This window comes from Pseudactinotalea sp. Z1739, from assembly GCF_049725055.1.
GTDB lineage: Bacteria > Actinomycetota > Actinomycetes > Actinomycetales > Beutenbergiaceae > CALKWS01.
This window is the reverse complement of the sequence record NZ_JBMPQA010000020.1, coordinates 1-20,975: the sequence shown is the minus strand read 5'-3', so window position 1 is coordinate 20,975 and position 20,975 is coordinate 1. Positions and strand designations below refer to the sequence as shown.

The window sequence follows — 20,975 nt, the reverse complement described above, 5'->3', positions numbered from 1 at the left end:
GGCAAGATCGGGCCCACGATGGCGATGATGGCGCGTCGCGCCCTGGATGAGGTCGGCTCCCGGGCCCGGGTCATCGCGGTGTCCCGTTTCTCCGACCCCGAGGTGCGCGAGCGGTTGACCGAGGCCGGCGTGGTGGTGCAGTCCGCCGATCTGTCCGAGCCGGAGAACTACGCCGATCTGCCTGATGCGGCAGCGATGATCTACCTGGCCGCGATGAAGTTCGGCACCACCGGCGCCGAGCATCAAACGTGGTGGTCCAACGCGGCGATTCCCGCCTTGGTGGCCGACCGCTACCGGGGCGTGCCCTCGGTGGTGTACTCCACCGGCAACGTCTACCCGTTGCGTCCGCTGGCGGCCGGTGGATCCACCGAGGATGACCCACCCGAACCGGTGGGTGAGTACGCCCAGTCCTGCCTGGCCCGTGAGCGCATCTTCACCCACGCCGCGCACACCTGGAACACCCCGGTGACCATCTTCCGGCTCAACTATGCCTGCGAGTTGCGCTACGGCGTCATCGCTGACCTGGCCACCCAGATCCTGGGTGGTGAGCCCATCGACGTCACCATGCCCGCGGTCAACGTGGTCTGGCAGACCGACGCCACCGCCTGGGCGCTGCGGTCGGTGGAGCTGGCCGCCACTCCCCCGCACATCCTCAACGCCACCGGGCCAGAGACCGTCTCGGTCCGCCGCCTGGCCACCTGGCTGGCCGCCGCGATGGGTACCGAGGTGCAGTTCACCGGGACCGAGTCCACCGACGCCCTGCTCTCCGATGCCTCCCACTGCCACGATCTGTACGGCTACCCCACGGTCCCGATGCGCCGGGTGGTGGAACTGGTGGCGCGGTGGGTGACCGAGGGCGGGCGGCAACTGGGCAAGGCCACGAAGTTCCAGCAACGGGAAGGCAAGTTCTGATGGGCACCGATCTGGCGGCACGTCTGGGCGGCGGAGTGGTGATCCCGGCCCACCCCTTGGCCCTGGACGCCGGCGGCGGCATCGATCTGCCGGCCCAGCGCGCCTTGAGCCGCTACTACCTCGATGCCGGTGCCCACGGGCTGGCCGTGGCGGTGCACACCACCCAGTTCGAGTTGCACAACGACCGCGCCATGCTCACCGACGTCTGGCGCCTGGCCGCCGAGGTCGCCCAGGACCACACCTCCGAGCCGATCCTGGTCGCCGGTCTCACCGGAGACGCACCGGCAGCGGTCGCCGAAGCACAAATCGCCAAGGACCTGGGCTACCACGCCGCCCTGATCAGCCCCTGGGGCATGAGCGACACCAGTGAAAGCGCCCTGCTGGCCCGAGCCGGAGCCGTGGGCGAGGTACTGCCCGTGCTGGGCTTCTACCTACAGGAGTCCGTGGGCGGGGCAGCGCTGAGCCGGAACTTCTGGCACAGCCTGTTCGACCTGGAAGCCGTCGTGGGCGTCAAGGCAGCCCCGTTCGACCGGTACCGCACCAACGACGTGGCCCAAGTCCTGCTCGAACACGACCGCTGGGACCAGATCACCCTACTCACCGGCAACGACGACGCGATCATCCATGACCTACTCACCCCCTACCGGCGCACCGTAGCCGGCAAGGAACGCCAAGTCCGCGCCAGCGGCGGCCTACTCGGCCAGTGGGCCGTGGGAACCCGGGCCGCAGTCGACCAACTCCAGCGGATCAACACCGCAGTCAACGCCGGCGCAGCGCCGATGGACCTGCTGAGCGAGGCCACCGCGATGGTGGACATCAACCACGCGGTCTTCGACGTCGACCACAACTTCGCCGGGTGCGTGCCCGGCGTCAACGAAGTACTGCGCCAACAAGGCCTGGTCCCCACCGCCAACACACTGGGCACCGATACGCTATCGGCCGGCCAGAGCGACCTGATCGCCCAGGTCCGTGCCCGCTACCCAAACCTGCTGGACGAAGAATTCATCGCCACCAACCGCGAGGACTGGCTGGCGTGAGCAGCACAACTCACCGCTCCACGCGCACCCGGCCTATCGGCGCTGCCACTGCGATCACCACGGCCGCGAGTCCGTAGGCCCACGGGTAGTCGACGCCGGCCAGTAGAGCGCCGAAGATGACGGCCCCGGAGCCCATCCCGGCGTCGTAGGCGAAATTCCACACCGTGCTGGCCAGTCCGCGCCGCCGGGGCCCGGCGCGTCCCATGATCACCACCAGCGAGTCGTTCTGGTTCACACCCAGGCCCAGGCCGAACACCCCGGCACCGGCCACCACCAGCCAGGAACTCATGCCGGGAGCGGCACCCAGGGCGAGTGCGCCCATCCCGGCCGCCCCGACCACCGCGCCGGGAAGCACCAACCTCCCGGGCTGTAGGTGACCGGCGAGCACTCCTGACCCGAACCGGCCCGTGATCATCGCCAGCGGGGCGACCACCAGGGCCAGTGACACCACCGAGGTATCCGGCACGGCCAACGGCAGGAACGTGTTCACCGCCCCCAGGGCCATGGTGAGGCTGAAGAAGGCCAGCGCCGGCCGCACCAGTGGTCCGACGGCGCCGAGCACACCGGGTTGCCCGATCCGCCCCTTGCGGGCGGCTGCACCAGCCCGCGCCTGTTCCGCTGCCGGCGGGTTTTCGATCAGGTCGGTGGCGCCAGCGGTGTGATCGGCCTCCACGGTGGGGTCGAGCAGCACGGATCCGGCCGCAGGCCCGGGCCGCTCATCTGCGGGCTGGCCACCCGCGTGGAGCAACGACGCCAGCACCGCCCCCACCACGGCGAGCACGGTCGAGGCCACGAACACCGGTGTGAAGGACCACTGCCGGGCCACCCACACCCCCGCCGGCAGGGCGATCACCATCGGCAGGCCGGTCCCCAGCCCGTGGATGCCCAGGCCCCGGGCGAGCAGGTGCGAGGGCACGATCTCGGCCACCAGCGCACTCGCGGCCACCACCAACAGGCCGAACCCCACACCGCGCGCCGCCGAGATCACCAGCACCGGTGCCAACTGGTCCGAAAGCAGGTAGAACGGGGTGGGCGCGGCCATGACGGCCGCACCGGCCACGAAGATCTGCCTCAGCGTAAACCGCGCGAGTACCGGACCCATCGCCAACTGGGTGATGGCGGTGGCCCCCAGCATCACCCCGTTCGTGGCGCCCACCCCCGCTCCCGAACCCCCTCCGCCGGCTGCCCAGAGCGGCACCACGGTCATCAGCGGGGCGAAGTTGCACAGCGCCGTCACCGTGGCCAGCATCAACAGAGTGAAGTCCCGGCGCGGGATCTTCGGGGCCGGATGCTCACTCATGGCGCCCCCGCAGTACGCCCACGCGACACCCCACCGCTAGCCTCCTCCAGCCCGGATCACCCGGTGCCTCCATCGTGGAGCATCGGGCGGAAAAGGCCAACAACGCCCCCGCCACGCCTGTATTGCCCGTGCCGCATGGTGACGCGGCTACGCCGGCGCCGCCCTCGCCGCAACAGCCCACCGTCCTCGCCGCAACAGCCCAATTGGATGGTTGCGGTGAGGCGAGCCCGGGAGCGGTCGCCACAACAGCCCAATTGGATAGTTGCGGCGAGGTGGACCCGGCTCGGTCGCCACAACAGCCCAATTGGACACTTCCGGCGCGGCGGAGCGCGGAGCGGTCGCCACAACAGCCCAATTGGATAGTTGCGGCGAGGTGGACCCGGCTCGGTCGCCACAACAGCCCAATTGGATAGTTGCGGCGAGGTGGACCCGGGAGCGGTCGCCACAGCAGCTCAATTGGATGGTTGCAGCGCGCCCGACTGGATGGTCAGCGCGCCCGACTGGATGGTTGCAGCGCGCCCGGCGCGGGTGTGTGCGCTCCGCCCAGCGCGCTCCGCCCAGCGTGCTCCGCGCTGGCGGTACCAGCGCGCGCGGAGCACGAGCGCGCGCGCCCGGCGCGCCGGGAACGGGCCGGGCTACTCCTGGTAGGCGGCGTCGGTGCGCCAGCCACCGCGCCGGTAGGCCGGCGTCCCCAGCGCAAGGACCAGCAGCGCGGCGGCCATCGAGCCGGCGATCACCACCGCCATCGACGTCGCCGAGGTGCCGAACAGCCCGGTCAGCGGCGCCACGAGCCCGGCCACGCCGAACTGGGACACCCCGATCAACGCGGCGGCGGCACCGGCGCGGTCCCCGTGCCGCGCGAGCGCCGAGGCCGAGGCATTCGGGGCGATGAAGGCGTTCACGCCCATCATCAGCCACAGCGGCGCGAGCAGCCCGGGCAGCCCGCCCAGGCCCAACGCGGCCACCACCACCAGGACCATCGCCAGGCTCACCGAGACCGGCAGCGCCAGGCGCAGCAACCGCACCGGCGCGAAGCGGCGCACCAACGCCGCGTTGATCTGCGCTCCGATCACCATCGAGATACCGTTCAGCGCGAACAGCAACGCGAACTGGTTCTCGCTCAGCCCGTAGTCCTCCCGGATCACGAACGGGGAGGCCGACACGTAGGCGAACACCGCGGCCATCCCCAGGCCCGGCAGCAGCGCCAGGGCGACGAACTGCCGGTCCCGCACCAGCGCACCGTAGGAGCCCAGTACCTTCAGCGGCGAGCCGCCCGTGCGGCGCGCCGGGGGCAACGTCTCGGGCAGGAACCGCCACACCACCACCAGCAGCCCCACCCCGTACAGGGCCAGCGCCACGAACACCGCGCGCCAGTTCCAGATGTTGGCCAGGAACCCCCCGATCGAGGGCGCCAGCAGCGGTGCCAGGCCGATCACCAGCATCAGCCGGGACAACACCGCCGAAGCCTGCGGGCCGGTCAACTTGTCCCGGATCACCGCGATGGCCACCACCGCTGCGGCAGCGTTGCCCACACCCTGCAGGATCCGCAGCCCGATCAGGGGCATCACGTCGTAGGTGAGCAGGCAGGCCACCGAGGCGATGATGTGCACGGTGATCCCGATCATCGCCGGCACCCGGCGCCCGTACCGGTCCGACAACGGCCCGATCACGAACTGCCCCAGCGCACCACCGATTAAGGTGGCGGTGATGGTGAACTGGACTGCGGCGTCTCCGGCGCCCAGGTCCCGGCCCACCTCGGGCAGGGAGGGCAGGTACATGTCGGTGGTGAAGGCCCCGATCGCCACCATCAGGCCCAGCAGCAGCACGAACTTGACGGTCCACATCTTGCTGCGCGGGGTGGGCAGCGGCGCCGGGCGCCGCAGCGGTGGGGTGCTCGGCGGGTTCACCCCCGACGACGACGTAGCCCCCTCGGCGGTGTCGGTCGCCGCGGTCGCGGCACCGGTAGGTGCGGCCGCCGCGGTCGCGGCACCGGTAGGTGCGGCACGATCGTGGCCGGCGTCGCGCGGCCGGTCACGGGTCGGAAGGTGACCCGAGGGGGCACCGACGGCAGGGACCGGGCCGGGGTGGTGGGAACGGACAGGGGCGGACGCAGCAGAAATGCCGGTAGACACAAGAATCCTTGGAGGCTGGAGCAGAGCGCACAGATAGCGCTGAGAATGCCTACTTAGTCTGTCCTAATCCGCGGTGCCGGTCGAGTCGATAGCCCGAGTGTTCGCGGTGTGTTCGCGCACACTTCGTCCCGCCATGGACTCGCTTGGAGATCCCTTGGCCACCCCTTCACCAGATTGACCGACGCGGCGGGGTTTCGCGGCTCCGCCTCACTCCCCGGCGAGCACCTGCAGCACCGCGTCCCCGTACCGCTCGAGTTTGGCGTCACCCACCCCGGAGATGCCGCGAAGTTCGGTCAAGGTGGCCGGCCGGGCCTGGGCGATCCCGGCCAGGGTGGCGTCGTTGAACACCACGTAGGCGGGCACGCCCTGCTCCTTGGCCACTCCGGCACGCCAGGTGCGCAGCGCGGCGAACAACTCCTGAGCGGGTTCGTCCAGGTCCACCGGGGCGGTCTTCGTGCGCGTCCTGGCCGCCGCGCGCACCCGCTCGGGCTCATTGCGCAGCCGCACCTGGGTCTGTCCGCGCAGCACCGCGGCCGCTGCGTCGGTGATCGCCAGCACCCCGTAGGCGCCCTGCACCTGCAACAGCCCTTGGGCGAGCAGTTGACGCACCACCCCGCGCCACTGGGCTCCGCTGAGTTCGGTGCCGATCCCGAAGGTGCTCAGTTCGGTGTGCCGCTCGCGCACCACCCGTTCGTTCTCGTTGCCCACCAGGATGTCCACCAGGTGACCGGCGCCGAACTGTTGGCCCCGTTCCCGCTGCAACCGCACGATGGTGGACATCAGCTTCTGCGCCGCCACGGTGCCGTCGAAGGATTCCGGTGGTTGCACGCAGGTGTCGCAGTTGCCGCACGGGGCCGAGTCCTCCCCGAAGTAGCGCAGCAACTGCTGGCGCCGGCACTGCACCGTCTCACACAGCGCGAGCATCGCATCCAGATGCAGGGACTGGGCTCGCTTGCGCTGGACGTCCCCCTCGCCGTCGTCGATCATCTGTCGTTGCTGGACCACATCCTGCAAGCCGTAGGCGAGCCATGCCGTGGCGGGCAGCCCGTCCCGGCCGGCACGGCCGGTCTCCTGGTAGTACCCCTCCACGGACTTGGGCAGGTCCAGGTGGGCCACGAACCGCACGTCGGGTTTGTCGATGCCCATCCCGAAGGCGATGGTGGCCACGATCACCACGCCCTCCTCCCGCAGGAAGCGGGCCTGGGTGGCCGAGCGTTCCGCTGCGGGCAGGCCCGCGTGGTAGGGCAGGGCGGTGACGCCCCGCTCGGCCAGCCACGTCGCGGTGCGTTCGGTCGAGGCCCTGCTCAGGCAGTACACGATGCCGGCGGCACCGGGATGTTCTTCCCTGATCAGGCGGAGTAGTTGGTCCTTGGCCTGCTGCTTCGGAGCGATCCGGTACTGGATGTTGGGCCGGTCGAAACTGGACACGAACACCCGGGCCCCACCCAGATGCAGGTTCTGGACGATCTCGGCGCGGGTCTCAGCGGTGGCGGTGGCGGTCAGGGCAATACGCGGCACGTCCGGCCAGCGCTCGTGCAGGAGGGTCAGGCCCAGGTAGTCGGGCCGGAAGTCGTGGCCCCACTGCGCCACGCAGTGGGCCTCATCGATGGCGAACAGCGCGATGTGGGCCTTGTCCAGCAGCGCGGCGGCCACCGGAAGTCGCTCCGGTGCCAGATAGAGCAGGTCCACCTCACCGGCGAGCAGCCGGCGCTCCACGTCGCGGCGCTCCGGCATCGACTGGGTGGAGTTGAGGAACGCCGCGCGCACCCCGAGCTGCTCCAGCGCCTGGACCTGGTCGTGCATGAGCGCGATCAGCGGACTGATCACCACCCCGGTGCCCTCGCGCACCAGCGCCGGGATCTGGTAGCACAGGCTCTTCCCCCCGCCGGTGGGCATCAGCACCAGGGCGTCGTTGCCGGCGGTGACGGTGTCGATGATCTCTTCCTGCTGGCCGCGGAAGGTGTCATAGCCCCACACCCGTTGCAGGGCATCGAGCGGGGAGTCGGCGACGGCGGCGGCACGCACGGCGGCGCGGGCGGCGGCGGGCTGGGGTCCGGTCGAAGGGTCCGGTGCGTGGGCTGGGTCCGGCGGTGGTGGAACCTCGGAGGTGCCAGGGTCGCCGGGGTCCTGTGGGGGCGGGTACTCCCACTCCGGTGGTTCCTCCCACTGCGGCTGTGGGCCGGGCCATGACGTGCTCACGCTGACAGCCTAGGCGGCAGGCGGGACGAGGCGGTGCACTGGCCTCGTACTGTGGAGGGTGGTGAGTCAGCCGCGCCCGCCGGCACGCCGAAGGAGGGTCACATGTCCGTAGTGAAGATCAACGCCATTCGCGTCCCGGAGGGCGCCGGTGACGAACTCGAGGCGAAGTTCGCAGCCCGCAAGCACGCGGTGGACTCCGCGCCCGGATTCGAAGGGTTCCAACTGCTGCGCCCGGTGGCCGGGGACGACCGCTACTTCGTAGTCACCACCTGGGCCAGCGAGTCCGACTTCCAGGCCTGGCGCGACTCGGCCGAATTCGCCCACGGCCACGCCGCCGGCGGCGACCCGGACCGCAAGTCGGTCTCCTCCGGCGCCGACCTTCTGGAGTTCGAGGTGGTCGACCTGGGCTGACACCCTCGGCCCGCACCCACGCCCCCGGGCGCAGGCCCGCATCTGCGCCGCCGGCGCAGGCGCCAACCGGACGGACGATGTCGCGCTCCGGGTCGCCCGGTGTCGTGCGCGGACGGGACGTTGGTCAGGGGTGGCGCATTCGGAAGTCGTACCGCTCGGGCACCGCCCGCCCGGGGTGGACGGCGGCCCACAGGTCGGACAGGGCCAACTCACCCTCGCGCACGTCGGGGATGATGATGTCCTCGGCCAGCACCTGCTCGGCACGGTCCCGGTCTCCCGCGGCGTGGGCGGCGAAACCCTCGAGCAACCGCACCCGGCCCATGCTGCGCACCTCACGCGGAGCACCGCCGGCGAAGTCCAAGGCTCGCTGCGGCGCTCCGGCCTGTATCGCCGCGGCCATCGCCTCCAGCAACATCGTGGGCTGGTCGTCAGCGAGTGCCAGGGCATCGGACAGCGGGTCGGTGGCACCGGCGTGATCGCCGCGGCCGGCGGCGACCTGCGCCAGCCCGCGGAGCGCCCACGCACTGCGCCGATCGGCCAGCGAGGCCCGGTAGCACTCCTCGGCGCGCTGATCCTCCCCGCGGGAATGGGCCAGGACACCCAGGTGATAGTCACGCAACCATCCCGGTGCGGCCGAGGAGAGCAGGTCCTCCCAGAACTGCCCGACGACGTAGGAGGCCGGCGGGGTGGCCGGATCAGCGGCGGCCAGGAGTTCTTGACCGCGGCGCGGGTCGCGGACCAGGGCCTCCCACAGCAGTTGCTCCTCGCCGAGCGACTCCGGCGCGAACGGGGTGCCGCCGTCGTCGGCTATCCAGTGCCGCCCGCTACGGGAGCGCACCAGGGATTCCAGGGCGCCCCATCCGCTGCCGCGGTGCAGCATTTCCTCGGGTGCGCGATCGGCGCTGCGGCGGGCCTCGGTGAGCACCGCGTCCAGGCCCGCGTCCGGCAACAGCGCATCGACGCGCCCGGCAACGTGGGTGGTGGCGGCGTCCCAGTCCTCATCGTGGGCCCTGGTGGCATCGGCGGCAATGTCGCCGTAGGTCTCCACCCAGTCCCAGTTGGTGCGGCCGGGCATCATGACGTGTTCGAACTGGGTGGCCGTGATCCCGGCCTGGATCTCCAGGTAGGGGCCGGGGCCATCCGGGGAGAGCCACCGTTGCCAGTGCTGCCCGCCGGGCCCGGTGCCCCACAGGAACAGTTTGCGCCCGGGCAGGCGCGCCGTGGACACCTGGGCCAGACCGTGCCCGGAGGAGTCCACGGCGGCGATCCAGGGGTGGGTGGTGCCGGTGGTGTCGTAGAAGTAGTCCGCGGCGTCGGTGCTACGGGTGGAGAAGGTGCGGTCGGCACCGTTGTGCACCGGCACCGGAACCTCGGAAATGGTGCCGTCGTACCCGGTGGCGTAGGCGGTGGTGGCCGGGACCAGCACGCGCACGTCCGGTGCCTCGGGTACGGCGGCGTTGGACCACCAGTACATCGGCACCTCGTGTTCGCCCGGGTTCTGGATGCGCACGTACACGTGCAGTGCACGCGAGTCGGCCGGCAGCCACGCATCGACCTGGCAGACCACCTCGCGCAGCCGGTCCATCTCCCACATCCGCAGCATCGGCACCCCGCCGGGGCCGGTCAGGCGGGCGGCATGCATGGGGGCCATGGTGTGGGCGGCGTGGCCCTTGGTGCCGATGTTCCACTCCACGCCCCCGGCGAACCAGGCATTGCGCAACGCCAGGTTCGCCGGCTGCAGCACTGCGTTGGCGTGCAGCAGTTCCCGCCCGGAGGCGATATCGACCAGGGACCACAGCCGCCCGCCGAGGGTCGGGGTGAAGGTGGCGCGCAGATGGCCGTTGTCCAGTATGACCGTGGGCAGGGTGATCGGCTCGCGCTCACGGCTGTAGCGGTTCTGCATGAGGTAGGGGTGCATGGAGCGCGGGCGGCCGAAGGATGCGCCATGGCGGATCGCCTCGGGCAGGCCATCGCCCAGCGTGAAGGGGTTCTCCAGCAGCCGGTGCGGGAGTGGCAGGGGATCGTCGGGGCCGAGCGGGGCCCCGGGCAGGGCGATCTGGCCACTGTGCAGCGATGTCATGGGGTTCCCTGAGGTGTCGGTGGATCTCTGGTACCACCGTAGCGCCCGACATCGACCCGGGAGGTAGGACCTGACAGCACGTGCCCGTCGCCCGGTGGGGTCACCAGCGGGAGCGCCAGGCCGGCGGGACAGATACGCCTGGCTCGCCGGGAGCAGGGAAGGGTTCACCCAGGGCCGAGCCGGGTACGGCGTCACAGCCGTGGGCTACTCGTCCGCCGGCCGGGGCACACCGGGCTGCTACCCCGGTGTGCACCGCATCCGGATCGAGAACCGGGATGGTCAGCGCACCGGTGCCGGCCGGCACACCTCACGCCAGTCCGACCACTCCAGCGCCTCCCGGTCCCGTTCCCGGCCGGCCAGATCCTCACAGAGGCTGATGGCATCGGCGAGCAACTCCCGCAGCATGCCGTCCGGGTCGGCCACGCAGGCCTGCGACAGCCCGACGGTGGCGATCTCCACCATGGTCTCTCCCGGGTGCTTCCGGCCCGGGCCGCCCGCCTCGGCGATGAAGTTCCGCGCCCACCTCGCCGCCAGGGGCGCCTGCTTCAGCGCTCGCTGGACCGCCGGATGAGGCGCGGCCTGCTGCGGACCGGAGCGCGCGGAGCGGCACCTCTCGCAGGTGAGCAGCCCGACGGCGAGTGCCCGCTGGCGCTGTTCGCTCACCACGGGCAGGGCCCGGGCTGCGGCGAGCACGGCCAACTCATCACGCCAGCGCGGATCCTCGCTGGTCAGCCCGATCACCGCCGGCACCAGGGTGGCCAAGCGGGGCCGGTGGGCGGAGTGGGTCAGGTCGTTGACCAACCGAGCCAGGTGAGCCAACAGCGGGTGGGTACAGTCGGGAGCGTCGCTCCAGCGCTCCCCGGCCAGGTAGGAGGCCAACTCCATGAAACATGCGCCCCGGCGCGGGCTGCGGTGCTTGCCCCGGGACAGCAGCGGTAAGGGTTCGATGTCGACGTCCATCACGTCACCTCGCAGTCGACTTACCCCAGTGTGCTCCGCGCACGGGCGAACGGCAATCGCTGGGGCGTAACAGGGCAACAGCCGAGGCGGGCCCGGCAAGGTGGGCCCGGCGAGGTGGGCTACCGCTGGCAAGGCCGAGGCTGCCCGGCGAGGGGATACCGCGGGCTCAGCCGGTGGGATGCACTATCTGGTCAACGGTGACCAGATCCTCCCGCTGGATCCGGCCGATGCCCCACTGGCCCAGGGCTCCCAACGCCTCGTTGAGGCTGGCCCCATGTTCGGTCAGGCGGTATTCCACCCGGGGCGGGATCTCGGCGAAGACCTCCCGTGCCACCAGACCGTCATGTTCCATCTCGCGGAGGTGCTGGGTGAGCATCTTCTCGCTGACCCCCACCAGCCCGCGGCGGAGTTCGGCGAAGCGACGCACCCCGTGGGCCTCGAGTTCCCAGAGGATCAGGGCTTTCCACTTCCCGCTGACCACGTCCATCGCGGCGTCGATGCCGCAGATGTAGGGGCCCCGTCGTTGCCGCCGGTCGATGTGCGCCATGTCGCCTCCCACTGGGACTGCGGCCCCGCACCGTGAGGTAAGTACCGCAGTAAATAGTGCGTACTTCCGCAAGCCTAGAAGTATCCCCACGATGAAGGAATGACATTTTCATTCACCCTCCTCGGCCTCGGCGCCATGGGCCGGGCCCTCGCCGCCACCGCACTCGAGACCGGTCACGATCTGACCGTGTGGAACCGTACGCCCGGAAAGGACACCGAACTGGTCGACCGGGGTGCCCAGGCGGCCACCTCTGCCGGTGCGGCCATCAGGGCCGCCGATCTCGTCGTCGTCTGCCTCTTCGACTATGCCTCGGTGCGTGCGGCCCTCCACCCGCACGCCGAAACCCTGACCGGCCGGACGGTGATCAACCTGACCACGACCACTCCCGAGGAGGCCCGGGAGTTGGCCCAATGGGCCCGCGAGCACCGGATCGACTACCTGGACGGGGCGATCATGAGCACCCCGGAGATGATCGGCACGTCGGAGTCGGTGATCCTCTACAGCGGCTCCGCACAAGCCTTCCACGCACACCAGCCACTACTACAGGGGTGGGGAAGCAGCACCTACGACGGCGACGATCCCGGCCTGGCCTCCATGTGGGACCTGGCCATGCTCTCCGGGATGTACAGCATGTTCGCCGGGTTCCTCCATGGTGTGGCGATGCTGGCGAGCGCCGGCGTCGGGGCGGCTGAGTACGCCGGGCGGGCCGCGCCGTTCCTCGCCGCGATGACCGGCCTGCTCGGTCACTCCACTGAACGCCTGGACGCCCGTGATTACAGCGAGGCCCTCCAGAGCCTGCACTGGACCACCACGCAATTGGACACCATCGCCCGCGCCAGTCGCGAGCAAGGCATCACCCCGGCCCCGATGCAGATGGTCCAAGACCTCATCCAGCAGCAGATCGATGCGGGTTACGGGGCGGAGGACTTCGACCGGATCATCGAGTCGATGCGCTGACGACGACGGTCCCGACGATCCCGCGGGAGAGGTAGCAGGCGTCGGTGCCGTTCGTCCCGCTCGAACCCGCCGGGCGGTGACCGGCAGCGCCCTCCCAACGGGTGCATTGAACCCGAGGGCGTTAGCGTCAGGCCATGGACACACCCGCCTCGCCGCTGCAACTCTCGCTGGCCCCTGGGAACGGGCGGCGAGTGCTGGTCACCGGTGCCAGCGGGTATATCGGTGGCCGGTTGATCCCTGAACTGCTGGCGGCAGGGTTCACGGTGCGGGCCAGCGCCCGCAACATCGAGCGGTTGCGCTCCCGTGCCTGGAGCGGGCAGGTGGAGCTGGCTGAGGCGGACCTGCAATCACCCGAGCAGGTGCGCGCGGCGATGGATGGCGTGCACACGATGCTGTACCTGGTGCACTCCATGGGTCAGGGCGATGACTTCATCTCCCGGGAGGAACAGATCGCCCGCACCGTCGCTGCCGCCGCCGCCGAGGCCGGGGTGGCCCAGATCGTGTACCTGGGCGGGCTGCACCCCGGGGGTGAGTTGGAGTCATTGTCGGATCACATGCGCTCCCGGGAGCAGGTGGGGCGCATCCTGCTCGCCGCGGCGGTCCCGGCGCTGGTGCTGCGAGCCGGCGTGGTGATCGGATCGGGGTCGGTGTCCTTCGAGATGATCCGCCACCTCACCGACCTGCTGCCGGTGATGCCCGGGCCCAGATGGCTGAACAACCGGATCGAACCGATCGCGATCCGGGACGTGCTGTACTACCTGGCCCGCGCCAGCGCCCTACCGGAACCGGTGAATGACGACGTCGGCATCGGCTCCGGGCAGGTGCTGCGGTTCCGGGACATGCTCACCGCCTACGGCCAGGTCGCGGGCCTGCGCCGGCGCCGGGTGCTGGCGCTGCCGGTGCCCGCGCCGCGACTGAGCGGCTTCTGGATCACCATGACCACCCCGATCCCCCGCGGGATCGCGATGCCGCTGGCGGCCTCGATGGCGCAGGACGCCGTCACCACCGATCACCGGATCGCCGAGATCATCCCCGACCCTCCCGATGGCCTGACGTCCTACCGTCAGGCCTGCCGGCGGGCGATCCAGCGGCAACTGGCCGGGCATGTCACGGTGACCTGGGACCACGACGTGCAGGCCGAGGCCGATCCGGCCGACCCGCTGCCCTCGGACCCGCAGTGGGCCGGGCACACCGTGTTCACCGATGTGCGTCAGCGCCACGGTGCCGCCGCACCGGAGGCGGTGTGGCAGGTGGTCGAAGGCATCGGAGGGGAGAACGGCTGGTACTCCCCAGCGATCCTGTGGCGGGTGCGCGGGCTGCTGGACCGGGCCGCCGGTGGTCATGGGCTGGCCCGCGGGCGGCGCGATCCGCACCATCTGCAGGTCGATGACCACGTGGACTTCTGGCGGGTGGAGTCGATCACCCCGGGACGATCCTTGACGCTGCGCTCGGAGATGCGAGCCGCCGGGCGGGCGTGGCTGCAGTTGACGGTGCGCCCGGGTGCGGACGGGGGGACCGATTACCGCCAGCGCGCGATCTACTTTCCCCGTGGCCTGCTGGGCCGGTTGTACTGGGGGGTGTTGGTGCCCTTTCATGCACTGATCTTCCCCACCATGGCCCGCAATATCCTGCGCGCGGCGCAGCGGGCGGGGGCGGGTGAGCGCCGGGCGTGACGCGGAGTCGCTGCTGTTCAGTCCTTCTTCGCCGCAGCCTTGGCGGCTTTCTTGGTCTGGCGCACGCGTTGCAATGAGTCCTCGTCCACCACGTCGGCGATGGATCGGTAGGCACCCTCGTGGCCGTAGTCCCCGGTCGCCTCGCGCCACCCGGCACCGGTGTAGCCGTACTGCTTGCCCAACAGGGCCAGGAAGATCGCGGCCTTCTGCTTGCCGAAGCCGGGCAGGGCATTCAGCCGGCGCAGCACTTCCGGCCCGTCAGGTTCACCGCGGGTCCAGATCGCAGCGGCGTCGCCGTCGTATTCCTCCACGATGATCTGCGCCAGGGCCTGGATGCGCCCGGCCATGGATCCCGGGAAGCGATGCACGGCCGGTGGGGTGGCGCAGATCTGCTTGAACTGCTCCGGGTCCATCGCGGCAATCTGCCCAGCGTCCAGTCCGGCGAGACGCTCGTGGATCTTGTGCGGCCCGGCGAAGGCGGTTTCCATCGGCACCTGCTGATCCAGCAGCATCCCGATGATCAGCGCCAATGGGTCGCGGCTGAGCAACTCATCGGCCTGGGCGTCTCCGGTCAGGTGCAGTTCCATACCCCCGATCTTGCCTGATTCGCTTCGCTCGCGCAGCCATCCCCGGCGGTTCCATCCGCCCAGGGTTGGCTCGGGCTGTGGCTCAGTCCTTCCCGGCTGGGCTCACGCGGGTGTCGGGCCCGGGGAAGTAGAGGTTGCCCGCCTCCTCGCCGCTCCAACGCACCACCCACGGCGGGGCGCCGTCGGGACCGCGCACCTCCAGCACTTCACCGTCGCGGGGTGGCTGACCCACCTGTGCAGATTCGATCACGACACGATCACCAATGTTCGCTCGCATTGCGACCTCCCACATGTGCAATGGTGGTGGCCGTCACCACCAGCACTATCCAGTCTGGCACCAGGGGCGCGCAGATGCATCTATCGAGCCGGTCAGGGCGGCGAGCCGGTGTCGTCGTCCTCGGGGTGGCGGGACAGGTGGATGATCGCGGTGGCCATACCGCCCCAGACCGTGACCAGGGCCACGATCATCATGATGATTGCCGGGGTGTCCATCTCAGACCCTCTCCTTTCCGGCCTCGTCCCGATCGGGGTCCTCCAGGTGCATGGCGGACACTCCCCGCCACGGCAGGAGACTCAGCACGATCGCCATCACCAGCACCAGGCCCAGCGCCCCCCAGCCGAAGGTCGTCACAACCCAGTCGTCGAAGCCGCCGTAGCCCTCCGTGATCTTGTCGCGAATGTCCACCACCAGCAGCACCGCCAGCACAACCGGTAGCACAACACCGACCATGACCTTCCAGGTCCGGCCGATCCTGACCGAGCCGTAGACGTTCAACGCCGCGGTGAGCGTGCCCAGCCGCCGGTAGACCCAACCCACCAGCACCAGGGAGAGGAACGCGGCTCCGACGATGCCGATGTTGTTGGAGAAGGCGTCGACCACATCGAGGAGGGTGACACCGGAGGCGCCTCCGATCAGCACGATGGAGATCACCGCGGTGGCTCCGCCGACGATCGCCACAGTGGTCACCCTCGCCCAGCCGGTCTTGTCCTTCACCGCCGAGATCACCACCTCCATGATGGAGATCTGCGAGGTCAGACCGGCCATCGTCAGGCCGCCGAAGAACAGCACCCCGACCAGCGTCGAAGCCGGGGCCTCGGAAACGATGGTGGGGAAGGCCACGAACGCCAGGCCCAGCCCGGATGAGGCCACCTCGTCCACGGCGGTACCGGATGCGACGGCCAGGAAGCCCAGCGCGGAGAACACCCCGATGGCCCCCAGCAGTTCGAAGGAGGAGTTGGTGAACCCGACCACCAGCCCCGATCCCGTGGCGTTCGACTTGCGCTTCAGGTACGAGGCGTAGGTGATCATGATGCCGAAGCCCACCGAGAGGGTGAAGAAGATCTGCCCGTAGGCCTGGATCCACACCGTGCCGCTGGTCAACGCCGCCCAGTCGGGGGTGAACAGGGCGTTGAGACCCTCGGTGGCGCCGTCCAAGGTCAGTGAGTAGGCCACCAGGATCAGAAACATCAGGAACAGCAGTGGGATGCCGATGGTGGACATCTTCGTGATGCCGCGGCGGACCCCGCTGCCCAGGGCGAGCAGGAGCACCGCCCAGACCACGATGAGGGGCCAGCCGACCTGGGCCACGAAGTCCACCGAGATCCCGCTGCCCTCGGCGCCACCGCCGTCGTACTGCAGGAACGTCTCGAAGAAGAAGCCCTCGGCATCATCACCCCAGGCCTGGGTCAGGGAGAACCAGGTGTACATCGCCGCCCAGGCGATGATGGCCGCGTAGTAGATGGCGATCAGGAAGCAGATGCCGACCTGCAACCAGCCGATGGCCTCGGCACTGGGGTGCAGCCGTTTGAACGCCATCGGCGGGGATCCGCGGAACTTGTAGCCGATGGCGTAATCGAACAGCAGGATCGGGATACCGGCCGTCAACAGCGCGACCAAGTATGGGATGAGGAAGGCGCCCCCACCGTTCTCGTAGGTCACGTAGGGGAACCGCCAGATGTTCCCCAGGCCCACGGCAGAGCCGATGGCCACCAGGATGAAGGCGTTGCGTCCGGTGAAACTCTCCCGGATCCGGGAGGTGCGGGCCGGGTCGGCAGGTTCGTTCATCAGTCCTCCTGAGCAGTTTCTGCTGCGCAGAGGCTACTCCTGCACCGGCTTACCGGCAGAAGATGGGGCGGTCAGAGTCAGAATCACGGCACCGCTGCCTGCACCAGGTGCGCATCACCGTCGGCGATCACGTGGCCGGCCGTGGCCGGGACGAACGCGGCCTCCCCCGGGCCCAACTGAACCGGCCCGGCACCGGCGGTGCGTACCTGCGCCTGGCCGGAGATCGACAGCACGATCCGCGGTCCTCGCCCTGGCAACTCCACCGCGCCATTGTTTCCCAGGGTGGTGATGGACATCTCGAAGTCCTCCACCGGGGCATAGAAGGTGCGGGTGGGCCCGGTGATCTCCGGGGCGATGCGCACCGGCGGCGCGGCGACATAGTCGATGGTGCTCAGCACGGCTTCGGGGTCGATGTGCTTCCTGGTCAGGCCCGCGCGCAGGACGTTGTCGGAGTTGGCCATCAACTCCACACCCAGGCCCTGCAGGTAGGCATGCAGGGTGCCGGCGGGGATGAACAGCGCCTCCCCCGGCGCCAGCGTGACCGGGTTCAGCAACAACGCAGCCACCGCACCGGGGTCCCCGGGGTGCGCCGCCCCAAGCTCGGCCACGATCGCATCGATTCGCACCGAGGCGCCGCGGGCCCCCCTGCGTTCGGCACAGGCTCGCACGACGGCGCGGGTATCCGCCGCGGGCACCGCACCGGGAGTGAGCAGTTCGGTGACGGCCGTGCGCACCCCGGCCGCAGTGGGGTCGGTTGCCAGGATCCCGGCCAGTTTCCGGGCCAGCGGGGCCTCCAGCCCGCTGACCAGTTCCAGGGCCCGGCGTGGGGTGCGGAACCCGCAGAGGGCGCGGAACTCGGTCATCGCGTAGAGCAGTTCGGGTTTGTGGTTGGGGTCCGGATACAGGCGGGTGGCGCCGTCGCGGGGGATCCCGGCGGATTCCTCGGCGGCGAACCCGGCTTGGGCCTGCACCAGGTTCGGGTGCACCTGCAACGACAGCGGGCGGGCGGGAGCTATGAGTTTGAGGAGGTAGGGCAGGTGCTGGCCGAACCTGGCCAGTGCGTGCCGGCCCAGCGCGGTCTCGAACTCGGTCAGCAGGTGCTCGCGCAGGTTGACTCCGGCACGGTCGGGCAGGGTCGAGGGTGCGGCCGGGTGGGCGCCGAACCACAGTTCGGCCACTGGCTCAGTTCCGGGTGCGCGTCCGATCAACTGCGGGATGGTGGTGGTCGAACCCCAGGCGTAGTTGCGTTCGCTGCCTCGTATCCGGACGAGCACGGCTCCTCCTTTCGCTCAATTGAGGTGTGTCAAGCAAGGATTTCGAACAGTCGTAGTGGTGTTCTTCGGTTCTCAGGCCGCCACGGTGTGCTCGGCGGGGGTGGTGCGCTGGGCCCATGCCTGGGCAGGAGTGCGGTAGCCGATCGTCTGCGAATTCGGTTATAGAAGACCTCGATATAGTCGGCTACTGCAAATCGTGCCCGGGCTCGGGTGGTGAATGCTTCGTGGTGGAACATTTCATTCTTCAACGACGAGAAGAAACTCTCCGCTGCAGCATTATCCCAACACACCCCGGCTCGACCCATTGATTGCACAAACCCGTTACTGGCGCAATACTGGCCAAATTTCTCGCTAGTATATTGAGATCCGTGGTCGCTGTGAAATACCGCGTTCTTAGCCACATACCCATGGGTGCGGGCCATCGCCAAAGCGTCGATGACCAAACTGGTGCGCATGTGATCGGCCATCTGCCAGCCCACGATCATCCGCGTGGCCAGGTCTAACACTACCGCCAGGTAGACCCATCCCTGTCCGGTGCGCAGGTAGGTAATGTCCCCCACCAGGTGCTCACCGGGTTCAGCACTGGCGGGGTCGAAGTCCCCACCCAGCCGATCAGTGAAGGTCACAGCCCCTTGTGCTGGCACGGTGGTACGCCGCCAGGCCCGGGGCTGGATGGCTGCCAAGCCCAGTTCGCGCATCAGATCGGCCACCAGCCCCACCGAACACGGTGTGCCGGCGGCGTTCAGCGCCGCGGTGATCCGCCGGCACCCGGCGGTGCGTCGCTGCTTGGTGAACTCCGCTGCGACCTTGGCCTTCAACTCCTCCCGGCGCGCCTGGGTGGGTGTGGTGGTCCCTGCCCGTGCCCGCCAGGTGTAAAACGATGACCGAGGAACCTGCAGTTGACCGCACATCCACGCAATCGGGTAATTGTCCTTCTCCGCTTCGATCAGGGCTGACTTTTCGTCTAGTCCTGCTCCCTGGCGAAGAAGGCCGCGGCTTCCGGCCGTAATCAGCCGGGGTGAGTTTCTTCTCCGGTTCGGGGTTCTCCTTACGATATTTCTGGACCCAATTGCTAAGGGTCCCAGCGTTGATGCCCAACTCACCAGCGACCTGGGCGATCGTACGATCGGACTGGATGACCAACTGCACCGCCTCAGCCTTGAACTGCGCGCTGAACTTGCGCCTGGATGTACCTGCCATGTCCTCGATCCTCTCTCATGAGGACTGTCCAACATCCTTGGTACACCCCTCAATGCGACAGCGTAGTCGTGCTGTCTCGGTCGGCGCGGGTGGCGCCCCGGCAAGGAATCAAGCCCTTGAATGCGGTCGCCGCCAGCGGCCTTCGTATCACCAGCGCATTCACAGTGGGACCGCCGCGACACCGTCCTCTTCGCTATGGACGGTTCCATCGCACCGCCCGGCCGTGTCAGACCCGAGCGTGGCGAGGTACGCCAAGCGGAGTATTGCTCGGTACCAGCAGCACCTTGATCTCAGGGAGTCTCCACCGAACCAGCATCAGCAAGAACACCACATGCATGATGACTGTCAGTAATACCAGGACTGGATACACCCCTTCGGCCACGCCAACAGCCTCGGCCGCCCCTCTGCGGACTGCGCCGCGCTTATCGACTTGGTGCCACAAGCCCACGAACACCCAGGTGATCGCAATCCAGGTGAGAGTCAGCGCCACCGTGGACCCGATGGCCATAAGGAAGGTACGCATGCGTGTTGAGAACCGCTGGGCCAATGGATGCACCACAACAGCCAGAATCGCCGCATAGGCGACTATGCCCCCAAAAACATAGCGGCCCTGGACCCCCCTATCATGGTGACCGAAGTCCCAGTAGATGCCGTGCGCGTTATTGAATAGCACCGCAATAGTCACGGCCGGAAACAGTAGTAGGACCGCGAGGATGAACCGGTGTCGCGAGGCAGCTAGCGCAAGAACAATCAGCACGAGGAGGATGACACCAGCCGGGTCCACAATCTCGGACGGAAGGGCCATGTCCTCTCTCGCCCCACGGCCCCAGAACAAGCGGTTGAAACGAATCCAGAATTGGGTGAAGAACAAGACGAAGTCGTAGGCCTCGTGCTGCTCCCCGGTGGCTTCGCGAGCGCCGTACCGGCTCGGTTGGACCACGCCCAGCACGATGAGGTTCCGTAACCACCACCATCCTCCGACCAGGAAGGCCACCAACATTGGCCACAGCGCCTCGATGAAACGGCCAGGAATGTCCTTATGCCACCGCCGCGCTAAGAGCACGCACAGGATGGCGAACGTCGGCAGTAGGAACAGCGCGAAGCCCTTGGAGAGTAGGGCAATTCCAAGCGTGACAGCTGATAGAAGCACCATCCACCTGGCTGGGTACGTTGCTCGCCAAGCCCGGAGCGCAAAGTAGAGACATGCGGTCGCTGCGGTGATCAACAGGACATCGTTGGAAATCAAGCCGGCTCTTCCGGTTTTAGAGTGCATTGATCCGGGTCGCCAGTTGGCCGGAGTGCAGTAGGCAGCGCAGGACGTAGTGGTCGAAGTTGCGGAACCCTAGGGCGATGCCGCGTAGGGCTTCGAGGCGTCCGTTGATCGCTTCGACGGGGCCGTTGGAGGCTCCGCCACGGTCGAAGAACGCCAGGATCTGGTCTCGTTTGCGCCAGAGCGTGCGGCCGAGTTGAGCGAGTTCCTCCAGCCCCTCGGGTAGCCCGCGCCGGAGCCTGGTGATGAGGGCCTGCATGCGCTTCTTGCCGGCGGCCGGATCTGGGTGTTGGTAGGCGCTGATGATGTCCTGGTAGATGTGCCAGGAGACCTCCAAGGCCGCGTGGTCCTCGTGTTCGGCGAACAGCCGC

At 68.8% G+C, this 20,975-nt stretch carries 18 protein-coding genes and 1 pseudogene; 5 read left to right on the top strand and 14 right to left on the bottom strand.

The genetic code is table 11. The features are described 5' to 3' along the window. Positions 1-912 (top strand): NAD-dependent epimerase/dehydratase family protein (locus ACO0LV_RS18060; protein ID WP_424789315.1); only part of this gene is annotated, 912 nt, incomplete at its 5' end. Further along, positions 912-1,949: a dihydrodipicolinate synthase family protein gene (locus ACO0LV_RS18055; RefSeq protein WP_424789314.1), complete on the top strand. Its 1,038-nt coding sequence runs from the start codon at positions 912-914 to the stop codon at positions 1,947-1,949. The genes ACO0LV_RS18060 and ACO0LV_RS18055, both read left to right, overlap by 1 nt. 10 nt (positions 1,950-1,959) lie before the next feature. Here the strand turns inward: ACO0LV_RS18055 and ACO0LV_RS18050 are convergent, their stop codons facing one another. The 3 genes from ACO0LV_RS18050 to recQ all read right to left on the bottom strand — a co-directional run bounded on the left by ACO0LV_RS18050 (position 1,960) and on the right by recQ (position 7,580). Beyond that, the gene (locus tag ACO0LV_RS18050; protein ID WP_424789313.1) at positions 1,960-3,249 is read right to left on the bottom strand and encodes an MFS transporter; all 1,290 of its coding nucleotides are present in this window, start codon (positions 3,247-3,249) and stop codon (positions 1,960-1,962) included. 635 nt (positions 3,250-3,884) lie between these two features. Then, entirely contained in the window at positions 3,885-5,156 is a 1,272-nt protein-coding gene (locus tag ACO0LV_RS18045) for a multidrug effflux MFS transporter (RefSeq protein WP_424789312.1), read from the bottom strand. A 432-nt stretch (positions 5,157-5,588) separates the two neighbouring features. Next, a complete protein-coding gene (recQ, locus tag ACO0LV_RS18040) occupies positions 5,589-7,580 on the bottom strand; it encodes a DNA helicase RecQ (protein ID WP_424789311.1) in 1,992 nt (663 codons plus the stop codon). Positions 7,581-7,682: 102 nt separating this feature from the next. Here recQ and ACO0LV_RS18035 point away from each other — a divergent pair, with 102 nt between their 5' ends. After that, positions 7,683-7,991, top strand: coding sequence for an antibiotic biosynthesis monooxygenase family protein (locus tag ACO0LV_RS18035; protein ID WP_424789310.1), 309 nt, complete (start codon positions 7,683-7,685; stop codon positions 7,989-7,991). Between the two features lie 124 nt (positions 7,992-8,115). Here the strand turns inward: ACO0LV_RS18035 and ACO0LV_RS18030 are convergent, their stop codons facing one another. The 3 genes from ACO0LV_RS18030 to ACO0LV_RS18020 all read right to left on the bottom strand — a co-directional run bounded on the left by ACO0LV_RS18030 (position 8,116) and on the right by ACO0LV_RS18020 (position 11,578). Beyond that, a complete protein-coding gene (locus tag ACO0LV_RS18030; protein ID WP_424789309.1) occupies positions 8,116-10,071 on the bottom strand; it encodes a DUF5107 domain-containing protein in 1,956 nt (651 codons plus the stop codon). A gap of 279 nt (positions 10,072-10,350) precedes the next feature. Beyond that, complete coding sequence (locus tag ACO0LV_RS18025; protein WP_424789308.1) at positions 10,351-11,031, bottom strand: hypothetical protein; 681 nt, start codon at positions 11,029-11,031, stop codon at positions 10,351-10,353. A gap of 166 nt (positions 11,032-11,197) precedes the next feature. Further along, positions 11,198-11,578, bottom strand: coding sequence for a winged helix-turn-helix transcriptional regulator (locus tag ACO0LV_RS18020; protein ID WP_424789307.1), 381 nt, complete (start codon positions 11,576-11,578; stop codon positions 11,198-11,200). A 99-nt stretch (positions 11,579-11,677) separates the two neighbouring features. Between ACO0LV_RS18020 and ACO0LV_RS18015 the strand changes: the two genes are divergently transcribed. After that, positions 11,678-12,535 (top strand): NAD(P)-dependent oxidoreductase, encoded by an 858-nt coding sequence (locus ACO0LV_RS18015; protein ID WP_424789306.1) that lies wholly within the window; start codon positions 11,678-11,680, stop codon positions 12,533-12,535. Between the two features lie 134 nt (positions 12,536-12,669). Beyond that, positions 12,670-14,208 (top strand): SDR family oxidoreductase, encoded by a 1,539-nt coding sequence (locus ACO0LV_RS18010; protein WP_424789305.1) that lies wholly within the window; start codon positions 12,670-12,672, stop codon positions 14,206-14,208. Positions 14,209-14,225: 17 nt separating this feature from the next. Here the strand turns inward: ACO0LV_RS18010 and ACO0LV_RS18005 are convergent, their stop codons facing one another. The 8 genes and pseudogenes from ACO0LV_RS18005 to ACO0LV_RS17970 form a co-directional block, all read right to left on the bottom strand. Continuing rightward, positions 14,226-14,795, bottom strand: coding sequence for an HhH-GPD-type base excision DNA repair protein (locus ACO0LV_RS18005; protein WP_424789304.1), 570 nt, complete (start codon positions 14,793-14,795; stop codon positions 14,226-14,228). A gap of 82 nt (positions 14,796-14,877) precedes the next feature. Continuing rightward, positions 14,878-15,072 (bottom strand): DUF1918 domain-containing protein, encoded by a 195-nt coding sequence (locus tag ACO0LV_RS18000; RefSeq protein WP_424789303.1) that lies wholly within the window; start codon positions 15,070-15,072, stop codon positions 14,878-14,880. A 92-nt stretch (positions 15,073-15,164) separates the two neighbouring features. Further along, positions 15,165-15,287, bottom strand: a complete 123-nt coding sequence (locus ACO0LV_RS17995) for a methionine/alanine import family NSS transporter small subunit (RefSeq protein WP_424789302.1) — start codon at positions 15,285-15,287, stop codon at positions 15,165-15,167. 1 nt (position 15,288) lies between these two features. Continuing rightward, positions 15,289-16,860 (bottom strand): sodium-dependent transporter, encoded by a 1,572-nt coding sequence (locus ACO0LV_RS17990; RefSeq protein WP_424789301.1) that lies wholly within the window; start codon positions 16,858-16,860, stop codon positions 15,289-15,291. A gap of 83 nt (positions 16,861-16,943) precedes the next feature. Next, positions 16,944-18,134, bottom strand: coding sequence for a mannose-6-phosphate isomerase, class I (gene manA, locus ACO0LV_RS17985; RefSeq protein ID WP_424789300.1), 1,191 nt, complete (start codon positions 18,132-18,134; stop codon positions 16,944-16,946). Positions 18,135-18,206: 72 nt separating this feature from the next. Next, positions 18,207-19,334 (bottom strand): annotated as a pseudogene (locus ACO0LV_RS17980) (IS3 family transposase). A 226-nt stretch (positions 19,335-19,560) separates the two neighbouring features. Next, a complete protein-coding gene (locus ACO0LV_RS17975; protein ID WP_424789299.1) occupies positions 19,561-20,484 on the bottom strand; it encodes a hypothetical protein in 924 nt (307 codons plus the stop codon). A gap of 112 nt (positions 20,485-20,596) precedes the next feature. Continuing rightward, positions 20,597-20,975: ISL3 family transposase (locus ACO0LV_RS17970; protein ID WP_424787810.1), on the bottom strand; the 379-nt coding region annotated here is incomplete at its 5' end.